At 61.1% G+C, this 17,375-nt stretch carries 15 protein-coding genes; 7 read left to right on the top strand and 8 right to left on the bottom strand.

Annotated elements, in window-relative coordinates; translation table 11 throughout:
- Window positions 1-132 precede the first annotated feature (132 nt).
- Window positions 133-447 (bottom strand): hypothetical protein, encoded by a 315-nt coding sequence (locus G3O01_RS15335; RefSeq protein ID WP_205805979.1) that lies wholly within the window; start codon window positions 445-447, stop codon window positions 133-135.
- 165 nt (window positions 448-612) lie between these two features.
- Window positions 613-1,179, bottom strand: a complete 567-nt coding sequence (locus G3O01_RS15330) for a TetR/AcrR family transcriptional regulator (protein ID WP_205805978.1) — start codon at window positions 1,177-1,179, stop codon at window positions 613-615.
- Window positions 1,180-1,346: 167 nt separating this feature from the next.
- Here G3O01_RS15330 and G3O01_RS15325 point away from each other — a divergent pair, with 167 nt between their 5' ends.
- The gene (locus G3O01_RS15325; RefSeq protein ID WP_205805977.1) at window positions 1,347-2,777 is read left to right on the top strand and encodes an alpha/beta fold hydrolase; all 1,431 of its coding nucleotides are present in this window, start codon (window positions 1,347-1,349) and stop codon (window positions 2,775-2,777) included.
- 29 nt (window positions 2,778-2,806) lie between these two features.
- On the opposite strand, the gene G3O01_RS15320 is transcribed toward G3O01_RS15325, so the two are convergent.
- Window positions 2,807-3,754: an AraC family transcriptional regulator gene (locus G3O01_RS15320; RefSeq protein ID WP_205805975.1), complete on the bottom strand. Its 948-nt coding sequence runs from the start codon at window positions 3,752-3,754 to the stop codon at window positions 2,807-2,809.
- A gap of 85 nt (window positions 3,755-3,839) precedes the next feature.
- On the opposite strand from G3O01_RS15320, the gene G3O01_RS15315 reads away from it, so the two are divergent.
- Complete coding sequence (locus G3O01_RS15315) at window positions 3,840-4,145, top strand: carboxymuconolactone decarboxylase family protein (RefSeq protein ID WP_205805974.1); 306 nt, start codon at window positions 3,840-3,842, stop codon at window positions 4,143-4,145.
- 60 nt (window positions 4,146-4,205) lie between these two features.
- Here G3O01_RS15315 and G3O01_RS15310 read toward each other — a convergent pair whose 3' ends face one another.
- Window positions 4,206-5,171, bottom strand: a complete 966-nt coding sequence (locus G3O01_RS15310) for an AraC family transcriptional regulator (protein ID WP_346779191.1) — start codon at window positions 5,169-5,171, stop codon at window positions 4,206-4,208.
- 108 nt (window positions 5,172-5,279) lie between these two features.
- Here G3O01_RS15310 and G3O01_RS15305 point away from each other — a divergent pair, with 108 nt between their 5' ends.
- Both G3O01_RS15305 and G3O01_RS15300 read left to right on the top strand, forming a co-directional pair.
- A complete protein-coding gene (locus G3O01_RS15305; RefSeq protein WP_205805972.1) occupies window positions 5,280-6,113 on the top strand; it encodes an oxidoreductase in 834 nt (277 codons plus the stop codon).
- Window positions 6,080-6,442, top strand: coding sequence for a hypothetical protein (locus tag G3O01_RS15300; RefSeq protein ID WP_205805970.1), 363 nt, complete (start codon window positions 6,080-6,082; stop codon window positions 6,440-6,442). Before G3O01_RS15305 ends, G3O01_RS15300 begins: the two co-directional genes overlap by 34 nt.
- A 582-nt stretch (window positions 6,443-7,024) precedes the next feature.
- Here G3O01_RS15300 and acnB read toward each other — a convergent pair.
- Window positions 7,025-9,610: a bifunctional aconitate hydratase 2/2-methylisocitrate dehydratase gene (gene acnB / locus G3O01_RS15295; protein ID WP_205805969.1), complete on the bottom strand. Its 2,586-nt coding sequence runs from the start codon at window positions 9,608-9,610 to the stop codon at window positions 7,025-7,027.
- Window positions 9,611-9,909: 299 nt separating this feature from the next.
- Here acnB and G3O01_RS15290 point away from each other — a divergent pair, with 299 nt between their 5' ends.
- Window positions 9,910-10,380, top strand: coding sequence for a c-type cytochrome (locus G3O01_RS15290; RefSeq protein ID WP_241023971.1), 471 nt, complete (start codon window positions 9,910-9,912; stop codon window positions 10,378-10,380).
- An 84-nt stretch (window positions 10,381-10,464) separates the two neighbouring features.
- Here the strand turns inward: G3O01_RS15290 and G3O01_RS15285 are convergent, their stop codons facing one another.
- Complete coding sequence (locus G3O01_RS15285) at window positions 10,465-11,367, bottom strand: LysR substrate-binding domain-containing protein (RefSeq protein ID WP_205805967.1); 903 nt, start codon at window positions 11,365-11,367, stop codon at window positions 10,465-10,467.
- A 103-nt stretch (window positions 11,368-11,470) separates the two neighbouring features.
- Between G3O01_RS15285 and G3O01_RS15280 the strand changes: the two genes are divergently transcribed.
- On the top strand, window positions 11,471-12,355 hold the full coding sequence (locus G3O01_RS15280) for an alpha/beta hydrolase (RefSeq protein WP_205805966.1): 885 nt from the start codon (window positions 11,471-11,473) through the stop codon (window positions 12,353-12,355).
- A 34-nt stretch (window positions 12,356-12,389) separates the two neighbouring features.
- Here G3O01_RS15280 and G3O01_RS15275 read toward each other — a convergent pair whose 3' ends face one another.
- Both G3O01_RS15275 and G3O01_RS15270 read right to left on the bottom strand, forming a co-directional pair.
- Window positions 12,390-13,640: a Zn-dependent hydrolase gene (locus G3O01_RS15275; protein ID WP_205805965.1), complete on the bottom strand. Its 1,251-nt coding sequence runs from the start codon at window positions 13,638-13,640 to the stop codon at window positions 12,390-12,392.
- Between the two features lie 101 nt (window positions 13,641-13,741).
- Window positions 13,742-15,376, bottom strand: a complete 1,635-nt coding sequence (locus G3O01_RS15270) for a hypothetical protein (protein WP_205805964.1) — start codon at window positions 15,374-15,376, stop codon at window positions 13,742-13,744.
- Between the two features lie 435 nt (window positions 15,377-15,811).
- On the opposite strand from G3O01_RS15270, the gene G3O01_RS15265 reads away from it, so the two are divergent.
- Window positions 15,812-17,329: a CoA-acylating methylmalonate-semialdehyde dehydrogenase gene (locus G3O01_RS15265; protein WP_205805963.1), complete on the top strand. Its 1,518-nt coding sequence runs from the start codon at window positions 15,812-15,814 to the stop codon at window positions 17,327-17,329.
- Window positions 17,330-17,375 lie beyond the last annotated feature (46 nt).

Genomic DNA, 17,375 nt, shown 5'->3' with positions numbered 1-17,375 from the left:
ACAAAAAAAGCCGCTGTCCGTCAGGGCAGCGGCTTTGGTTGCTTCCTTTGGTTGCTTCGAATGTCAGGTCAGCGGCTTTCCTTTCGTGAAGGATAGTGCGCTACGACCCCATAGAAGCCTAGGTTTTCGTCCTTAATTGCTGTTTGCGGCAGGCGACTTCACGGTAGGCGTTGCCAACGTATTGTTGGTTTTGGGCGCCGGTGTCGAGCTATTGTTCGGGCCCGGCTGTTGCATGCCCTGTGCGCTCATGCCGCTCTCCATACCCGTGTTGCCTGGTGTGCCGTAGCCGCCATTCGTATCGTTCATCTGGTTGGTTGCCGGACTGGACGTGCTGCCATGGCTCGACCCGCCGCCACCGGCGGTGCCGCCCGTCGACTGTGCATAAGCGCCGCCCGACAGTGCGAGTGCGGCGACGGCTGCAATAAGTGCGCTGGTTGCCTTGTTCATGATCTGTCTCCTAAAAAGGGCTGGAAATATCGACGCAGACGATTGCCATCTGCTCGAACATGAATTCAGCAAACGCTGTGCCGCGCGCTTGCATCCGCGCCTGCACCCGATCTGCACATCTGTTTTGCATTAACAGGAACGACGATCTCCAAGCGCGCAAATCGGCTAGCCAGCCGCTCTCTCTCCGAGTTCGATCAATGCGTCCAGCGTCCGCTCATAGGCGCCTGTGTCGCCCGTTGCCGCCTGCATGATGAGCGCGCCTTGCAATCGCGCGACCCAGTCTTCCGCGAACGTCGCCGCGCGCCGCGAGGGCATGCCGCTCTCTTCGGCAAGCGAAGCGATTGCGCTGATCCACAGTTCGAAAGCGGAACGCAAGCCGTCCATCGCATCCGCCCTCACCGACGACGATGCGATCCGGCCCAGCACGCACAGCCTGCGGCCTCCCGAATACATCTGATTCAGCAGCGCGACGATCTTGCGGATGCGCGCTTTCAGCGACAACGAAGACTTTGCCACCTCGGCGATTTCGCTGTCGATCACGGCCGTAGCACGTTCGAGCACGGCCTGCGCCATCTGCAGCTTGCCGTCCGGGAAATGATGGTAAAGGCTGGATTTGCCCAGACCCGTCGCGCGCGAAACATCGCTGAGCGAGGCACCATCAAATCCGTGCTCCTGAAACACGGCAAACAGGCGATCGACTATCTCGTCCTTCGAAGCTGTTGTGGCGGGCATCACATACTCCAATTTATTGCACCGATCGTTCGGTGCAATTCATAAGTACGCAGTATAGCAGCTCAACAAAAAACTTGACGGATCTCGATATGCGAACTACTGTACCGATCGTTCGGTACAGTTTGATCTTCGACGTACCGGCATCTCTACCCAACCTGGAGGTTGTCATGTCTGTTACGCCCACGTACCAAACCGTCTCTGTCGCTGATCGTCGGACGGGTTCTCCGCTCAACGTCTTCTATCGGGACGCCGGGCACAAGGACGCACCAGCCGTGCTGTTGCTGCACGGGTTCCCCACATCGAGCCATCAGTATCGTGGACTGATCGCCCGGCTCGCCGACAAATACCGCGTGGTGGCGCCCGACCTGCCAGGCTTCGGCTTTTCCGATGCACCGGAAGCAGGCGCCTTCGGATATACGTTCGACCATCTCGCCGAGGTGATCGAAGGCTTCACGGACGCGATCGGGTTGAATCGCTATGCACTGTACGTGTTCGACTATGGCGCGCCCGTCGGCTTCCGTCTGGCTGCTTCGCGTCCGGAACGCGTGAGCGCGCTGATTACGCAAAACGGCAATGCCTACGAGGAAGGTCTCAGCGATGGATGGAATCCGATCCGCGCTTACTGGCAAGCGGCAACGGAAGAGAATCGCAACAACCTGCGTGCGTTCCTGAAGTCCGAAACGACCGCGTTCCAGTACACGCATGGCGAGTCGGATGCATCGCTGATCGCGCCCGAGTCCTATACGCTCGATCAACATTTCCTCGATCGCGCGGGCAACGCCGATATCCAGCTCGATCTGTTCGGCGACTACAAGTCCAATGTCGCGGCATATCCCCGCTTCCACGAATACTTCCGTACGCATCGCCCGCCGACGCTCGCCGTTTGGGGAAAGAACGATCCGTTCTTCCTGCCCGCTGGGGCTGAAGCTTTCCGTCGCGACATTCCGGACGCCGAGGTTCACTTTGTCGACGCAGGACACTTCCCGCTGGAGACGCATCTCGACGAAGTGGCCGGCATCATCCGCGCGTTCCTCGCGAGAACGCTGGATTCGGCGCAAGGCAAGGCGCTGTTTGGCGAGTTGACGGCGGCATCGGCGCCGGAAGCTGCAAAGGAACTGCTGGACGGCATGCAAGGCGTATTCGGCTTCGTGCCGAACCTGGGTTACGCGATCGCGGCTGAACCGTCAGTGCTGGGCGCGTACATCACGATGCTGCAATCGCTGGGCGCGAGTTCGCTCGATCCCATCGCACAGCAGGTTGCGTTGGCCGCAGCAAGCCGCGCGAATTCGGCTGATTACGGTATCGCTGTGCATTCGACGCTTGCGGCAAAGCTCGGTGCATCCGCCAATATCGTCGAAGCGCTTCGTAACGGTGGCAAGATCGAAGATGAGAAGCTGGAAGCGGTGCGACGCTTTGCAGCTGCCATCGCGACCAAGCGCACGCAGGTATCGGACAGCGACGTCAATGCACTGAAGGCGGCGGGCTTCGATCATCGAGCGATGGTTGCCATTGCGCTTGCGGCGGCCGCGAAGACGCTCGTGAACACGGTGGCCCACCTGTCGCACGCTGAAATCGACGAAGGTTTCCGCGCGGTGTAACTGCGTAGCAAAAAACAGGCGTCGGCCGGTTATCTGTCCGCACCCGGGCGACGCCTGAACGCAGTCGGGTCCATTCCGTGCATCGCGTGGAAAGCCTGCGAGAAATTGCTTCGACTCGAAAATCCCACCATCCGCGCAACCTCGGCGACAGGCAGCGCTGTCGTCGCCAGCAATTCCGCCGCTTTGCGTAGCCGGACGAGCTTCAACATGCTCATCGGCGGCTGGCCAAACGCCTTCATGAACTGCGCCGCAAACGCGGACCGGCTCATTCCCGCGATATCGGCCAGGCGCTCCACCGACAACGGCGACCCCGGCCGTTCGAAAATCGCTTCGAGCGCCGCTGCGAGCCGCTTGTCGGCAAAGCCCGCGGCCCATGGAAGTTCGGTGCCGGCGTTGTCGATTTGACGTCGCATCACCATGATCAGACATTGCTTGAGCAACGCCTCCACGAGCGCGCGCGAACCGAGCCCCGGCCGCGCGCATTCCGCGAGCAGCAACACGAACTGGTTCTTCAAGCCCGACTCGCCGTCGAACTGCGCGATCAGCGGTCGATGCATTGTGTTGAATGGATCGCTGCCGTGGTTCGTATCGAGCTGCAATTCGCCGCACGCGGTCGCGACGCCGGCTGAGCCATCGCCCGCCTGCACCGTCGGTACCGTTTCCCGGGACGGCCAATCTGTGAGACGTCCGTGGCGTGTCTCGTTCGCGGGCAACGACGTGCTGCTCTCTATCCGGTAAGCGGTCCCGGGCGGCAACAGCACGAAGCTATGCGAGGTCAGTGCGATCCGCTCCCCGCCTTGCGTCACCAGCGCGCCGCTTCCTTCCATGCAGTAGTGAAGACTCGCCGTCGCGCAGGCGTCGAACCGGGCGCTCCAGCCATCGCGTATGTCGCACAGCGTGAAGTTCGCCACGCCGATGTCGAGTGCAGCGAGAAAACGCTCGAGTACGGGAAGCTCAAAGATAGTGCCAGTAGCCATGGACGAATTCGCACCTGGTCGAGACCATTTGGAACATGGACCTCTCTACTATGACCACGTAGGCCATTGATTACTGGAGAATCCCATGTTCGATATGAAGCATCTTACCCGACTCAAGAAACTGGACGAAAACGCACCGGAAGCGATGAAAAGCTTCTGGGCATTTGATAAGGCAGTTTTCGAGGAAGGCGCATTGAGCGCGCAACAGAAGCAGCTGATTGCCGTCGCAGTCGCGTTGACGACGCAGTGTCCGTATTGCATTGAACTGCATACCAAAGCAGCACGCGACGCTGGCGCCAGCGAAGCACAACTGTCCGAAGCGGCACTCGTGGCAGCGGCTATCCGCGCAGGCGGCGCGATCACGCACGCTTCGCATCTGTTCCGCGGTTAAGGCTGAGCGGGAGTCCGTTCTGAAACGGACTCCCGCACGTTCAAGTTCGGATCGTGGATATCAGTGCGACGACACGTATTCGGACCTGGCAAACGCGGGCGGCAAAGAGAAAGTCTCGCGCATGCGCTTCGCCTCCGCCGCAGGCGTCAAACCAAAGAGACGTTTGAACTCCCGATTGAACTGCGACGTGCTGCTGTAGCCCACTGTGTGACATGCTGCTTCAGCCGTGATGCCCTGTCGCAACATGAGCAGTCGAGCCTGATGCAGGCGTGTCGATTTCACGTACTGCATCGGCGATGTCTGCGTGATGGCCTTGAAGTGTGCATGGAACGTCGGCACGCTCATCCCTGCGTCACTGGCGAGTTGCGCAACGTCGAGCGGCTGCGCATAGGTAGCGTGGATACGACGCAGCGCCTTGCCTATCTTGCCGAACTGCCCCTGCATCGCTAACGCTGCACGCATTGCATTGCCTTGCGCACCCGTCAGCACGCGGAAATACAGCTCACGTACCAGCGCCGGGCCGAGAATCGTGGCCTCGAGCGGCCTGCTCATCGCTTCGAGAAACCTCAATACCGACATCTGCAATGTGGCGTCCATCGGGCTCGACATCATGCTTTGCGGCGCATGCTCATCCAGCGGCACGCGCTGCCGGTCGATCTGCAGCATCAGTTCCGCGGCCACCTTGAAATCCAGATGCATGTAGATGGCCAGCAACGGGCGCTGCGGTGTCGCGTCGGTCTCCATCGTAAAGGGCACTGGCACGGCCACGGCGAGATAGTGCTGCTCGTCGTACACGTAGATCTGATCGCCGAAATAACCTCGCTTGCTTCCCTGGCAGACGATCACGATGCCGGGATCGTAAAGCACTGGCGTGCGCGATAGCGCGCGGTTCGAACGCAGAATCCGCACGTCCGGCAGCGCGGTCAGGTTGTATCCCTCGTCGGGCGCAAGCGCCTTCAATAGCGAAATCGTCTTTTGCCGATCGCCGCCCACCGTGGAGCGGCCGCCGTCGTTACCTTTCGCCACGATTCACCTGTGTCATAGGAATAGGCAATAAGAGAAGAGTTTAGGGTCTGATTTGCATCGTTGACGAAGAATATTATGCAGTCGTCCATTCTCTCTTGCGAGGTTTTCATGTCAACGGTCAAGACATTGCTCATCACTGGCGTCAGCAGCGGGTTTGGCCGCGCGCTGGCCATCGAGGCGCTCGCCGCCAACCATCGCGTGATCGGCACCGTGCGCAGCGAACAGGCGAAAGCGGCATTCCAAGCATTGGCGCCGGGCGCGGCCGTGGGGTACGTGCTCGACGTGACGGACTTTGAAGCTATCGATCGTGTCGTTGCAGGGATCGAGTCAACGGCAGGTCCGATCGACGTACTTATCAACAACGCCGGTTACGGTCACGAAGGTGTGATGGAAGAGTCACCGCTCGCCGAGATGCGTCGGCAGTTCGAGGTCAACGTGTTCGGCGCAGTCGCGATGATGAAGGCCGTGCTGCCTAGTATGCGCAAACGTCGGCGCGGCCACATTCTCAACATCACGTCGATGGGTGGATTTATCACGATGCCTGGCATTACGTATTACTGTGGCAGCAAGTTCGCGCTGGAAGGCATCTCGGAGGCGCTCAGCAAAGAGGTCAGGCCGTTTGGGATCCATGTGACGGCTGTCGCGCCCGGGTCGTTTCGGACCGACTGGGCCGGCCGGTCGATGGTCCGTACGCCGCGCTCGATTCCCGACTACGATCCTCTGTTCGATCCGATCAGAACTGCGCGGGAAGAGAAAAGCGGCAAGCAGCTAGGGGATCCGGTGAAGGCTGCGCGGGCAATGCTGGATGTTGTTGGGAGCGACGCTCCGCCGGTGCATTTGCTGCTTGGCAGCGATGCGTTGGGGCTTGTGCGGGAGAAGTTGTTGGGGATGGGGGTGGAGATGGATGCATGGGAGGAGGTTACGCGGTCGACAGATGGATAACCTTTGGTTTTAGTTTTGGTTTTGGTTTTGGTTTTGGTTTTGGTTTTGGTTTTGGTTTTGGTTTTGGTTTTGGTTTTAGTTTTGGTTTTGGTTTTGGTTTTGGTTTTGGTTTTGGTTTTGGTTTTGCTGGCATCCGCGTTTTGTCTTGCCCGCTTCACGCGTTGCCCCTGTGCGGGGCGGCACTTACTTTCTTTGCCGCCGCAAAGAAAGTAAGCAAAGAAAGCGGGCTAACACCGCCCGTACTTGACCTCCGCCTGAGGGCCCCCAACAGTTCCTCCGCTTCACACGGCGTTCTGCCATTCAATGCCAGTTGCCAACGCCTCGAATAGGCGCCTCACCCGCTTCAATCACCCGTAGCACAGCGAACGGCAGCGATTGGTTACGGCCGCCCAGGTGGCAAACTGTGTGTAGGTCGTAGTGCTGCAAACGGCAGCGCTCTTACGACACCGATCGTGCTTTTCAGTCCGGAGTGAAGCGCATACGGCGCGACAGCCGACACACAGTTTGCCGCTATAGAACGTGGGAGATTTGGTCGCGCGTGTGGTGACGCGGGAGTGTGAAGCGGAGGAACCGTTGGGGGCCCTCAGGCAGGAACAAGAACGGGCGGTGTTCAGCGGCTTTCTTTTGCCTACTTTTCTTTGCCGCGGCAAAGAAAAGTAGGTGCCGCCCCGCACAGGGGCAACGCGTGAAGCGGGCAAGACAAATCGCGGATGCCAGCGCAACAGCAACAGCAACAGCAACAGCAACAGCAACACCAACACCAACACCAAACGCTTGCGCAGCAAAAAAAGCCCCCAAGCACAAACCTCAAAAAAAAAACGGCGCCGCAGGCATTCAACCCACAGCGCCATCGCGCGGACCGACAACGAGCAACCACGACGAGAACACCTCGCCGCAGTCACCCCGCTGGCTTACATCGCTACGGTATCAGCCACTTCCTTGAAGTCTTCGATCTGATCGAAGTTCATGTACTGATAGATCTTGTCGCCGTTGGCGTTGAGCACGCCCATGTCGGCCATGTACTCTTCCTTGGTCGGGATCTTGCCCAGACGCGAGCAGATCGCAGCCAGTTCCGCCGAACCAAGATACACGTTCGTGTTCTTGCCCAGACGGTTCGGGAAGTTACGCGTGGACGTCGACATCACCGTCGCGCCTTCGCGCACCTGTGCCTGGTTACCCATGCACAGCGAGCAGCCCGGCATTTCGGTACGCGCACCTGCCGTGCCAAACACGCCGTAGTGGCCTTCTTCCGTCAGCTGCTTCTGGTCCATCTTGGTCGGCGGCGCCACCCACAGCTTGACGGGGATGTCGCGCTTGCCTTCCAGCAGCTTCGACGCCGCACGGAAGTGACCGATGTTGGTCATGCACGAACCAATGAACACTTCATCGATCTTCGCACCTGCCACGTCTGACAGCGTCTTCACGTCGTCCGGATCGTTCGGGCAAGCAACGATCGGCTCGTGGATGTCGGCCAGATCGATTTCGATCACAGCCGCGTACTCGGCGTCCGCATCCGGTTGCAGCAGTTGCGGGTCGGCCAGCCATGCTTCCATCGCCTTGATACGGCGCTGCAGGCTGCGCGGATCCTGGTAGCCCTGGGCGATCATCCACTTCAGCAGCGTGATGTTGCTGTTGAGGTACTCGATGATCGGTTCCTTGTTCAGGTGGACCGAGCAACCAGCGGCCGAGCGCTCAGCGGACGCATCCGACAGTTCGAACGCCTGCTCGACCTTCAGATCGGGCAGACCTTCGATTTCGAGAATGCGGCCCGAGAAAATGTTCTTCTTGCCTTGCTTGGCAACCGTCAGCGTGCCTTGCTTGATCGCGTACAGCGGAATCGCGTTGACGAGGTCGCGCAGCGTGACGCCCGGCTGCATCTTGCCCTTGAAGCGGACCAGCACCGACTCCGGCATATCCAGCGGCATCGTGCCCGTAGCAGCTGCAAAGGCGACCAGGCCCGAACCGGCCGGGAAGCTGATGCCGATCGGGAAACGCGTGTGCGAATCGCCGCCCGTGCCGACGGTGTCGGGCAGCAGCATGCGGTTCAGCCACGAGTGGATCACGCCGTCGCCCGGGCGCAGCGCAATGCCGCCACGGTTGCTGATGAAGTTCGGCAGCGTCTGGTGCGTCTTCACGTCCACCGGCTTCGGATATGCCGCCGTGTGGCAGAACGACTGCATCACGAGGTCGGCCGAGAAGCCGAGGCACGCGAGGTCCTTCAGTTCGTCGCGCGTCATCGGGCCAGTCGTGTCCTGCGAGCCAACCGAGGTCATCTTCGGTTCGCAGTACGTGCCCGGACGGACGCCCTGGCCTTCCGGCAGGCCACACGCGCGGCCGACCATCTTCTGCGCCAGCGAGAAGCCCTTGCCGCTGTCGGCAGGTTGCTGCGGCAGGCGGAACAGCGTCGACGGCGCCAGACCCAGCGCTTCACGCGCCTTGGCCGTCAGACCGCGGCCGATGATCAGCGGAATGCGGCCGCCAGCGCGCACTTCGTCGAACAGCACGTCGGACTTCACCTGGAATTCGGCGATCACGGCGCCGTTCTTCAGTGCCTTGCCTTCGTACGGGCGCAGTTCGACCACGTCGCCCATTTCCATCTGCGACACGTCGAGTTCGATCGGCAGCGCGCCGGCGTCTTCCATCGTGTTGTAGAAGATCGGGGCGATCTTGCTGCCCAGGCACACACCGCCGAAACGCTTGTTCGGGATGAAGGGGATGTCTTCGCCCGTGAACCACAGCACCGAATTGGTCGCCGACTTACGCGACGAGCCCGTGCCGACCACGTCGCCCACGTAGGCGACCAGATGGCCCTTTTCCTTCAGCGACTCGATGAACTTGACGGGACCGCGCTTGCCGTCTTCTTCCGGCGTGATGCCGGGACGCGCGTTCTTCAGCATGGCCAGCGCGTGCAGCGGGATGTCCGGGCGCGTGGTCGCGTCCGGAGCCGGCGACAGGTCGTCGGTGTTGGTTTCGCCCGTCACCTTGAAGACGGTGATGGTCAGGCTTTGCGGCACTTCCGGACGGCTCGTGAACCATTCGGCGTCGGCCCAGCTTTGCAGCACGGCGCGCGCGTTCGCGTTGCCCTTGTCCGCCAGTTCCTTGACGTCGTGGAACTGGTCGAACATCAGCAGGGTTTTCTTCAGTGCGTCGGCAGCCACGGTGCCCACTTCGGCGTCGGACAGCAGTTCGATCAGCGGCGCGATGTTGTAGCCGCCCAGCATCGTGCCGAGCAGTTCCGTCGCACGGGCACGCGAGATCAGCGCGCAGGCGGTCTCGCCCTTGGCCACGGCCGCGAGGAAGCCAGCCTTCACGCGAGCGGCTTCGTCCACGCCGGCGGGCACGCGGTTGGTGATCAGATCGACGAGCGTCTGTTCTTCGCCGGCGGGCGGATTGGTCAGCAGTTCCACCAGCTCGGCGGTCTGCTGGGCCGTCAGCGGCAGGGGAGGAATGCCGAGCGCGGCGCGCGCGGCTACATGAGCACGGAAGTTTTCAAGCATGGGAGACCTGCTGGTATTGCGTTTCAGGGGAGGGCTTTTCAGGCACGCCGAAGCTGTTCCTGGCACTGCTTTGAGCCCGATTTTAATTGGAATGGCCGGCAACGTCAAATGTCTTATGTCTTATATAAGAGTTGATGGGTACGGATGGTCGCGCGCCGCCGTCCCTGCTGACAACCCCGAAACATGCCGACCACATCTCACGATCGTTGAAATCGGGAAAATCCGTGCGTTTCCGATCTTCCGGTTCCCTGCCTGTCCCTACCGTACAAGCTCACCCACCATCCCGCACGTGTCGATTCATGCTCATTACAAAGCTAACGATGGACAACCCGAGCTCGCAAGGTACGCACAGGTACGCTCGCCCGTTCTTCGTCACCATTGCTCGCGTGTGCGCAACGCTATCCGTCTGCGCATACACGATCACCTGCGTCGCCGCGCAAAACCAGCCCGCGCCCACGCCAATCGCCGTCGAGACGCCTGCACAACCTTCATCAGCGGTTCTGACGGCGGGAAAGCAACTGACCGAGCTGGGCGCACCCGGCGTACCCGCCTGCTTCAGTTGCCACGGTGCGGGTGGAAAGGGCAACGGTGCGCACTTCCCTGCCATCGCGGGTCAGCCGGCTGACTACACGATCGCCCGGATCCATGCGTTCCAGGCGCGCGCGAAGGAACATACCCCGAAGCCCGGCACGATGAAGGCCGTCGCCGCCGCGCTCGACGAACAGCAGATCAACGAGGTCGCCGCGTACCTGTCAGTGACGAAGCGGTGAGCGCTCTCTCAAGGCGCCACGTGAAGGACGCTGCATGCTTGCGCCGCGAGAAGTTCTCCAACAACGAACGCGCCGCTATGCCAGTCAACCGCGAAGTGTGCGCGGACTAAACCGGCCCTGCTGGCCTGCGCGGCGTGCCGCGTCGATCAGCGCTGCACTGGCGGGTGTATCCGAACGGGCAAAGGCAAAAAACCGCGCGACGGGCAGCGCAGGCAGCCCCTCCTTGCTCCCCAGCACGCGCAAGCCTTCGGCCCGCTGACTATCGGCGATGACCGTCACCGCAAAGCCCGAACGCGCTGCCGACAGGCAGCCCGCCATGCTGCTGCTCTCGAACACCACGCGCCACGCCCGGCCCGACTTGTTCAGCGCCCCAATTGACGACTCGCGATAGATGCATGGATCAGGAAACACGGCCAGCGGCACTGGCTGCTCGAGATCCAGCGCCTGATCTTCGGCGAAGGCCCAGACGAGCGGTTCTTCCCACAACAGTTCGCCGCCTCTTCCCACACGGCTGCATTGCTTGCCGAACACGAGATCCAGACGACCGCGCTCCTGCTGGCGCAACAGGTCGGCCGTGATGCCGACTTTCAGGTCGATCGTCGCCTCGGGATGCCACTGACGAAAGCGCTGCAATACCTGAGGCAACCACGTGCCAGCAAAATCTTCCGACGCGCCGACCCGCAGCAGCCCGCGCAGCGGCGCGCCGCGCAGTTTCGCGCGTACCTCGCGTTCCAGATCCAGGATGTTGCGGCCGTAGGCGTACAAGGTCTCGCCCGCCTGAGTCAACTCCAGCCGGCGGGTGGTGCGTGCAAGCAGACTGACGCCGGCGATCTGCTCCAGGCGCTTGATATGTCCGCTCACGGCGGAAGGCGTGAGCGCCAGACGCTCGGCGGCCGTGGCAAAGCTGCCGCTATCGACGACTTCGAGAAAGGTGCGCAGCAACACGGTATCGAGCGGCGCTCCGTCTGCAGTGGGTGAAATATCCATCAGATTATTCGACACGAAACATCATCAATGAACGACGATTATTCACCAATCGGCACGAGACGTCGAGCTATCGTGGCACATCCCAGTTTGCACGAGGACAACCATGAGCACCTACCGTTATGCCGCCACCGGGCGGCTCGACATCGCCTATCTCGAGTGGAACCCGCAGGGTCCGCGCACCGCCGTGCTGTTGCATGGCTGGCCCGATAGCCCGCAGTGCTGGAAGCGCGTGGCACCCGTTCTGGCGGCATCGGGTTATCGCGTGCTCGCGCCGGCGCTGCGAGGCTTCGCGCCAACCCGCTTCAGAGACACGGCCACGCCTCGCAGCGGGCAACTGGCCGCGTTGGGCCGCGATCTGCTGGATTTCATCGACGTGCTGAAGCTGGAGCAGCCCGTATTGGTCGGACATGACTGGGGCGCACGCGCGGCGGCCAATGCGTGCGGCCTGCAAGAAGGCGTGGCATCGCATCTGGCGATGCTATCCGTGGGCTACGGCACCAATGCGCCGGACCAGCCGCTATCGCGGCAGCAGGCGCGCAACTACTGGTATCACTGGTTCATGGCCACGCCGCGCGGCGAGCACGTGGTGCGCAACGAGCGCGAAGCCTTCGCCCGGCAGATGTGGGATACCTGGGCGCCCGACGGCTGGTATGTCCAGGCGGACTTCGACGAAGCGGCGCAGGCATTCGAAGGCGACGATTGGGCCGAGATCGTGCTCCATTCGTATCGCCACCGCTGGGGCTTTGTCGATGGCGACCCTGCTTATGCCGAAGACGAGGCTCGGCTGAACCCCGCGCCGAGGCTAGCGGTGCCAACGCTGGTGCTGCACGGCGGAGACGACACCTGCAACCATCCGGACAGCTCCAAAGGTCGCGAGGCATGCTTCGTCGGGCGCTATGAGCGGAAGGTGCTCGACGGTGTGGGCCACTTCCCGCAGCGAGAAACGCCGCAGGCGGTCGCCGACGCTATCCTGCAGTTCTGTCGATAACACCGGGCGGGGTCATAGGCGCACAACGAGTCCTTTATAACGCCTCGCACCGCAACGCCTCCACGATCCCGGCGGCCGCCCGCGCCGCCACTTCGCAACCCAGCACGATATGCGCGTCGGCCGTATCTTCGATGAAGTCATGGCTGACGCCGCCAATGCTCGGCACGAACAGCATGCAGGCAGGAATGTGATGCCCGATCACCTGCGCGTCGTGCGATGCGCCGCTCGGCATGTGGACCCACTCGCCCGGCGCGACGGCTTCGGCCGCTCGTGCAATGTGCTCCTGCAACGCCGGATCCATCACGACGGGTTCCTCTGGACCATCGCACGCTATCAGTTCAGCGCGCACGGCGTGCTGCGCATTCCATTCGTCCACTAACGTAATGAGCGCGCGTTCCATCGCATGAAGCCGGCCGGCGTTGCCGTCGCGGAACTGCAGGAACATATCCGCCTTGCCCGGCACTACGCTGAACGAGCCGGGATCGAGATCGATCCGGCCGACGGTCCACACGGTATCCGCATCCGCCAGCTGAGCGAACGCACTGTCGATACGCGCGATGAACGCAACCAGCGCGGCACCCGCGTCGCGCCGGATCGCCATCGGCGTCGTGCCCGCGTGATTGCGCTGCCCGGTGAAGCGCACCTGAAACTCGCGGATGCCGACAATCGTCGTCACGACACCAATCGACTTTCCCGACGATTCGAGCCGCCCGCCCTGCTCGATATGCGGTTCGAGATACGCGCGTTGTCGCGCACGGTCGAGCGTCACGCGCGGGACATTCGAGAGGCCAGCCTGCGTGAGCGCATCACCCAGCACCAGGCCTTCACGATTTCGCGCGTGCTGTAACGACGTATCGATTGCTTCGCGTGTGAAACTGCGACTGCCGAGGAAGCTCGAAAACGTGCCTTCTTCGTCGATCCACGATGCGACGTCGACCGCGAAGTCGTGAGTGGCGACGCATTCGTCGAGCGCACGCGCGATTTCCAGGCCGTAGATCACGCCGAGCGCGCCATCGAGCCATCCGCCTGTCGGTTGCGTATCGGTGTGCGAGCCGATCACGAGCGCGGGACCTGACTTGCGCGAGCGCCCGAACACCGTGCCCACGCCATCGACAGTCGCATCGAGACCGGCATCCGTCATGCGCGCCGCGAGCCAGCGACGCGCTTCGATATCGACAGGAGAAAGCGAGAGGCGCACGACGCCCGTTCCGTTGGCGCCGAAACGCCGCAGCGTCTTGAGATCGTCGAGCAGGCGAACGGGATTGACACGCGGAAAGTCGTGCACGCGAGTTCTCCAAACATGAGTCAACGGACAAGATGCAATTCTCGCATCAACCGATGACCTCGCGCTGGACAATACCCTCGCGTGACGTTGATTGTGTGCTGCTATGTGGTCGACAACTTCGCTATCGCACCTTTATTCGGTGCGGCCTTCGCGGAACCCGCCGCATCGCTTTCCTTTTGAAGCGGCGTAACGGGTGCATGCGTTGGGAACATCACGTCGACAAGCCGTTCGACGAAGTAGAAGAACTTCTCCGAAGCATAGCCCGCGACAAACGCAATGCCCAATGGCGAGATATTTCCGTTGCCCTGTACGAGACCACTGAACAGCCCAATTGCTATGCCAACGATAATCGCGCACGTGACGTGCGATCGATATGCAATCTTCGAAGACTGAGGATGGTATTGGCAGGTTTCGCATTCGGTCTTGATCTTGCGCAGAATCGCCGCGCACGCGCCCAGCCACGAATAGATAACAGGCAGCACGAAGCCCGTCATTGCACCGACGAGTGAAAGAATGACATCGCGCCCGTATAGCGCCATTGCGCGAATGTCCTGATACGCGGCGATCTTGATCAAGCCATCCTGTATGACGCTTTCCGGCTGTGCCGGTACGTTGCTCGCATTGCTGCCATTGGTGGCAGGCTTTTCGATTGCACTCAATTCGAGCATCGGAATCTTGATTTCAAGGCTGTCACGGATCCGTTTCCTGTCGCACATCCAGTCCGAAGTGCGAGAGCCCGAAGCTGCATCGGCAGTAGCCGCGACTTTCGATGCAGACGGACTGCAATCGGGGTCACGCTCCGTATAACGATTGGTGACGGGCAGATTCAGGAAGCGACCGATCTGGCGTATGCGATGCACGTCGTTGAACAGCTGTCGGTTGTTGGTTGCAAAACGCTGCAAACTTTCCTTGATCTGCAGTGCCTGCTGGGAGTTGCTTAGCGTCTGCAATTCGGCTGCCTCCTTTTCTTCTGCGTCCAGCAACCTGCCTTCGTCGCTCGCCTGCACCTTCAAAACCCGCAATTCCCGGTCATTCTTCTGTTTGACCTGAACGATATTCGCGCCGTAGCTCACCAGCTGGTTATGCAGCACCATCGCGCCTTCATCATTTTTCTGGACTGTCTGCAGCACGTTTTCGGTCAGCTGGTTCACCACGAAGAACAGGCACGACAGCAAGACGACAACCAGCGTCAGAAAGACGGTCATCCATGTGTATATCCGCACCGTCCGCTGCGAGCCCAGTCTGGCGGGCGCGCCGACGTTATTGGCGACCACGGGCGCAATCGCGTGAGCAATACGGTCAGCCGCGGGATAAAACGCGGATTCGACGGCTGGCTCCCACGCGCGGCTGGCTTGCGCAGTGCGTGCCGCCGACAAGGCCTGCACGTCGTCCGGCGCGATGTCTTTGCCTGAGAACGCAGCGTGGGACATCATGTCATCGGCGCGTCGAAGATCTTCGGCAACCTGGATACTCGGGTAATGAACGAGTTTGGCAATGCGCGTGACAGCCGCGTGCAGCGCGATTTCAAGCGACTCCGAACCGCTGCGATGCCAGAACGCGTGACGCGCACGCCGTACGACGGCCAGATCGTCGGCATTGACGTCGATGCCAGCGCGCATCGCGCACGAAACCATATGTTCCGCTTCGGCGATCCTCGCCGCCAGGTCGCGCCGCAACAGCCAGCATTCGCCGGATTGCGCGTTGCTGGTGTACCCGTTTGCTGTCTGGTCGCTCATTCGACGCCTCCATCGCGTTTGGCAGCTTTCGCCGGACGGAAAGCAGAGAAGTCGCCGTGCGCAAGATGGACGGCGACCGATACCCCTTAAAAGCAGCGCTGACGCGTGCGGGCCATGTACGCGAGAAGCGTCTTTGTATTTTTAAAGACGTTCTGCCGGGTCATATTTAGAACACATTTGTGTTCCATCCCACACGCCATACCCAATCTCTGGATTAACTGTTTGTGGAGTAACGCCGAAAGTCATTTCGCCAAAGGCCGATTTATGAGCGCAACGAAAGACTGTTGTGTCCGATGCGCTGTACGAAATCCGCTTGAATACGCCTACATTGGCATGTACTGAAGCCATGTGGCCGGTCGGCGTATGCGCCGCGGCCGTTGTTCGAACACCTGAGGATCAATGCGGTAAGCCGCAGCATCCTCGCCAGGAGCAGGTATGAGCGAAGCAGATCAAATTGCAGTACGCGAACTGAGTCATTTCATCGACGGTCGACGCGTCCGTGGCGCGAGCGGATCGTTTGCCGAAGTATTCGATCCGGCGCTCGGGCGCGTAACGGCGCGTGTGCCCGTTGCGAGCGCCGCCGAAGTCGATGCCGCGGTCGCTGCCGCCAAAGCGGCATTTCCGGCATGGAGCGAAACACCACCGATCAAGCGCGCACGTTTGATGTTCAAATTCAAGGAACTGCTAGAGGCACATAGCGACGAACTCGCCGAACTCATTACGCGCGACCACGGCAAACTGTTTTCAGATGCGAAAGGCGAAGTCATGCGCGGCATCGAAATCGTCGAATTCGCGTGCGGCATTCCGAACCTGTTGAAAACCGAATTCACCGATCAGATCAGCGGTGGGATCGACAACTGGAATCTGCGTCAGCCCATCGGCGTGGCGGCCGGTGTCACGCCGTTCAACTTCCCGATGGTGGTGCCGTGCTGGATGTTCGTGATGGCAGCCGCGACGGGCAATACGTTCATCCTGAAGCCCTCCGAGCGCACGCCCTCCGCATCGATCCGGCTTGCCGAACTGTTTATCGAAGCGGGCTTTCCCAAAGGGGTATTCAACGTCCTGCATGGCAGCAAGGCCGTCGTCGACGCGTTGATGCAGCACCCCGACGTCGCTGCGATGTCGGCTGTCGCATCGACGCCCGTCGCCGAATACATCTACAGCGAGAGCGCGAAGCGCGGCAAGCGCGTGCAGGCGCTGGGCAGCGCAAAGAATCATCTTGTCGTCATGCCCGACGCCAATCTGGATCAGGCCGTGGACGCGCTGATCAACTCCGCATATGGGTCCGCTGGCGAGCGCTGCATGGCGACCTCGGTGGCGGTGGCGGTCGGAAGCATTGGCGACGAGCTGATCGATTGTCTCGCGCCGCGCGTGCGCGCGCTCAGGATCGGCGGCGGCATGGAGCCCGATCTGGACATGGGTCCGCTCATCAGCGCCGCGCATCGCACCAAGGTCACGGGCTATATCGAGGCGGGCGTCGCTGCGGGTGCCAAACTCGTCGTGGACGGCCGTGGCCATACCGTGCCGGGTCGCGAAACGGGCTTCTTTCTGGGCGGCACGCTGTTCGACGATGTGAAGCCTGACATGCGCATCTATCGGGAAGAGATTTTCGGGCCTGTTCTCTCCGTGGTTCGCGTGCCCGATCTTGCTAGCGCAATCGCACTCGTGAATGCACACGAACTGGGAAATTGCGTATCGCTCTATACATCCGATGGCAACGCGGCGCGCACGTTCTCCCGGCAGATTCAGATCGGCATGGTGGGCATCAACGTGCCAAGCCCTGTGCCGCCGGCATGGCATTCGTTCGGTGGCTGGAAGCGATCGCTATTCGGCGATCATCATGCGTACGGCGAGGAAGCCGTGCGTTTCTATACGCGCTACAAGAGCGTGATGCAGCGGTGGCCCGACAACATCGACAAAGGCGCGGAGTTTGCAATGCCTGTGGCGAAGTAAGAGCGAAGTAAGAAGCACGTCCTCGAGCAACGCCCGTTGCTCGAGC

The sequence above is a fragment of the Burkholderia sp. Ac-20365 genome (assembly GCF_017104715.1).
Taxonomy (GTDB): domain Bacteria; phylum Pseudomonadota; class Gammaproteobacteria; order Burkholderiales; family Burkholderiaceae; genus Paraburkholderia.
The sequence above is the reverse complement of the archived record's forward strand: the minus strand, read 5'-3'. Positions and strand labels throughout refer to the sequence as shown.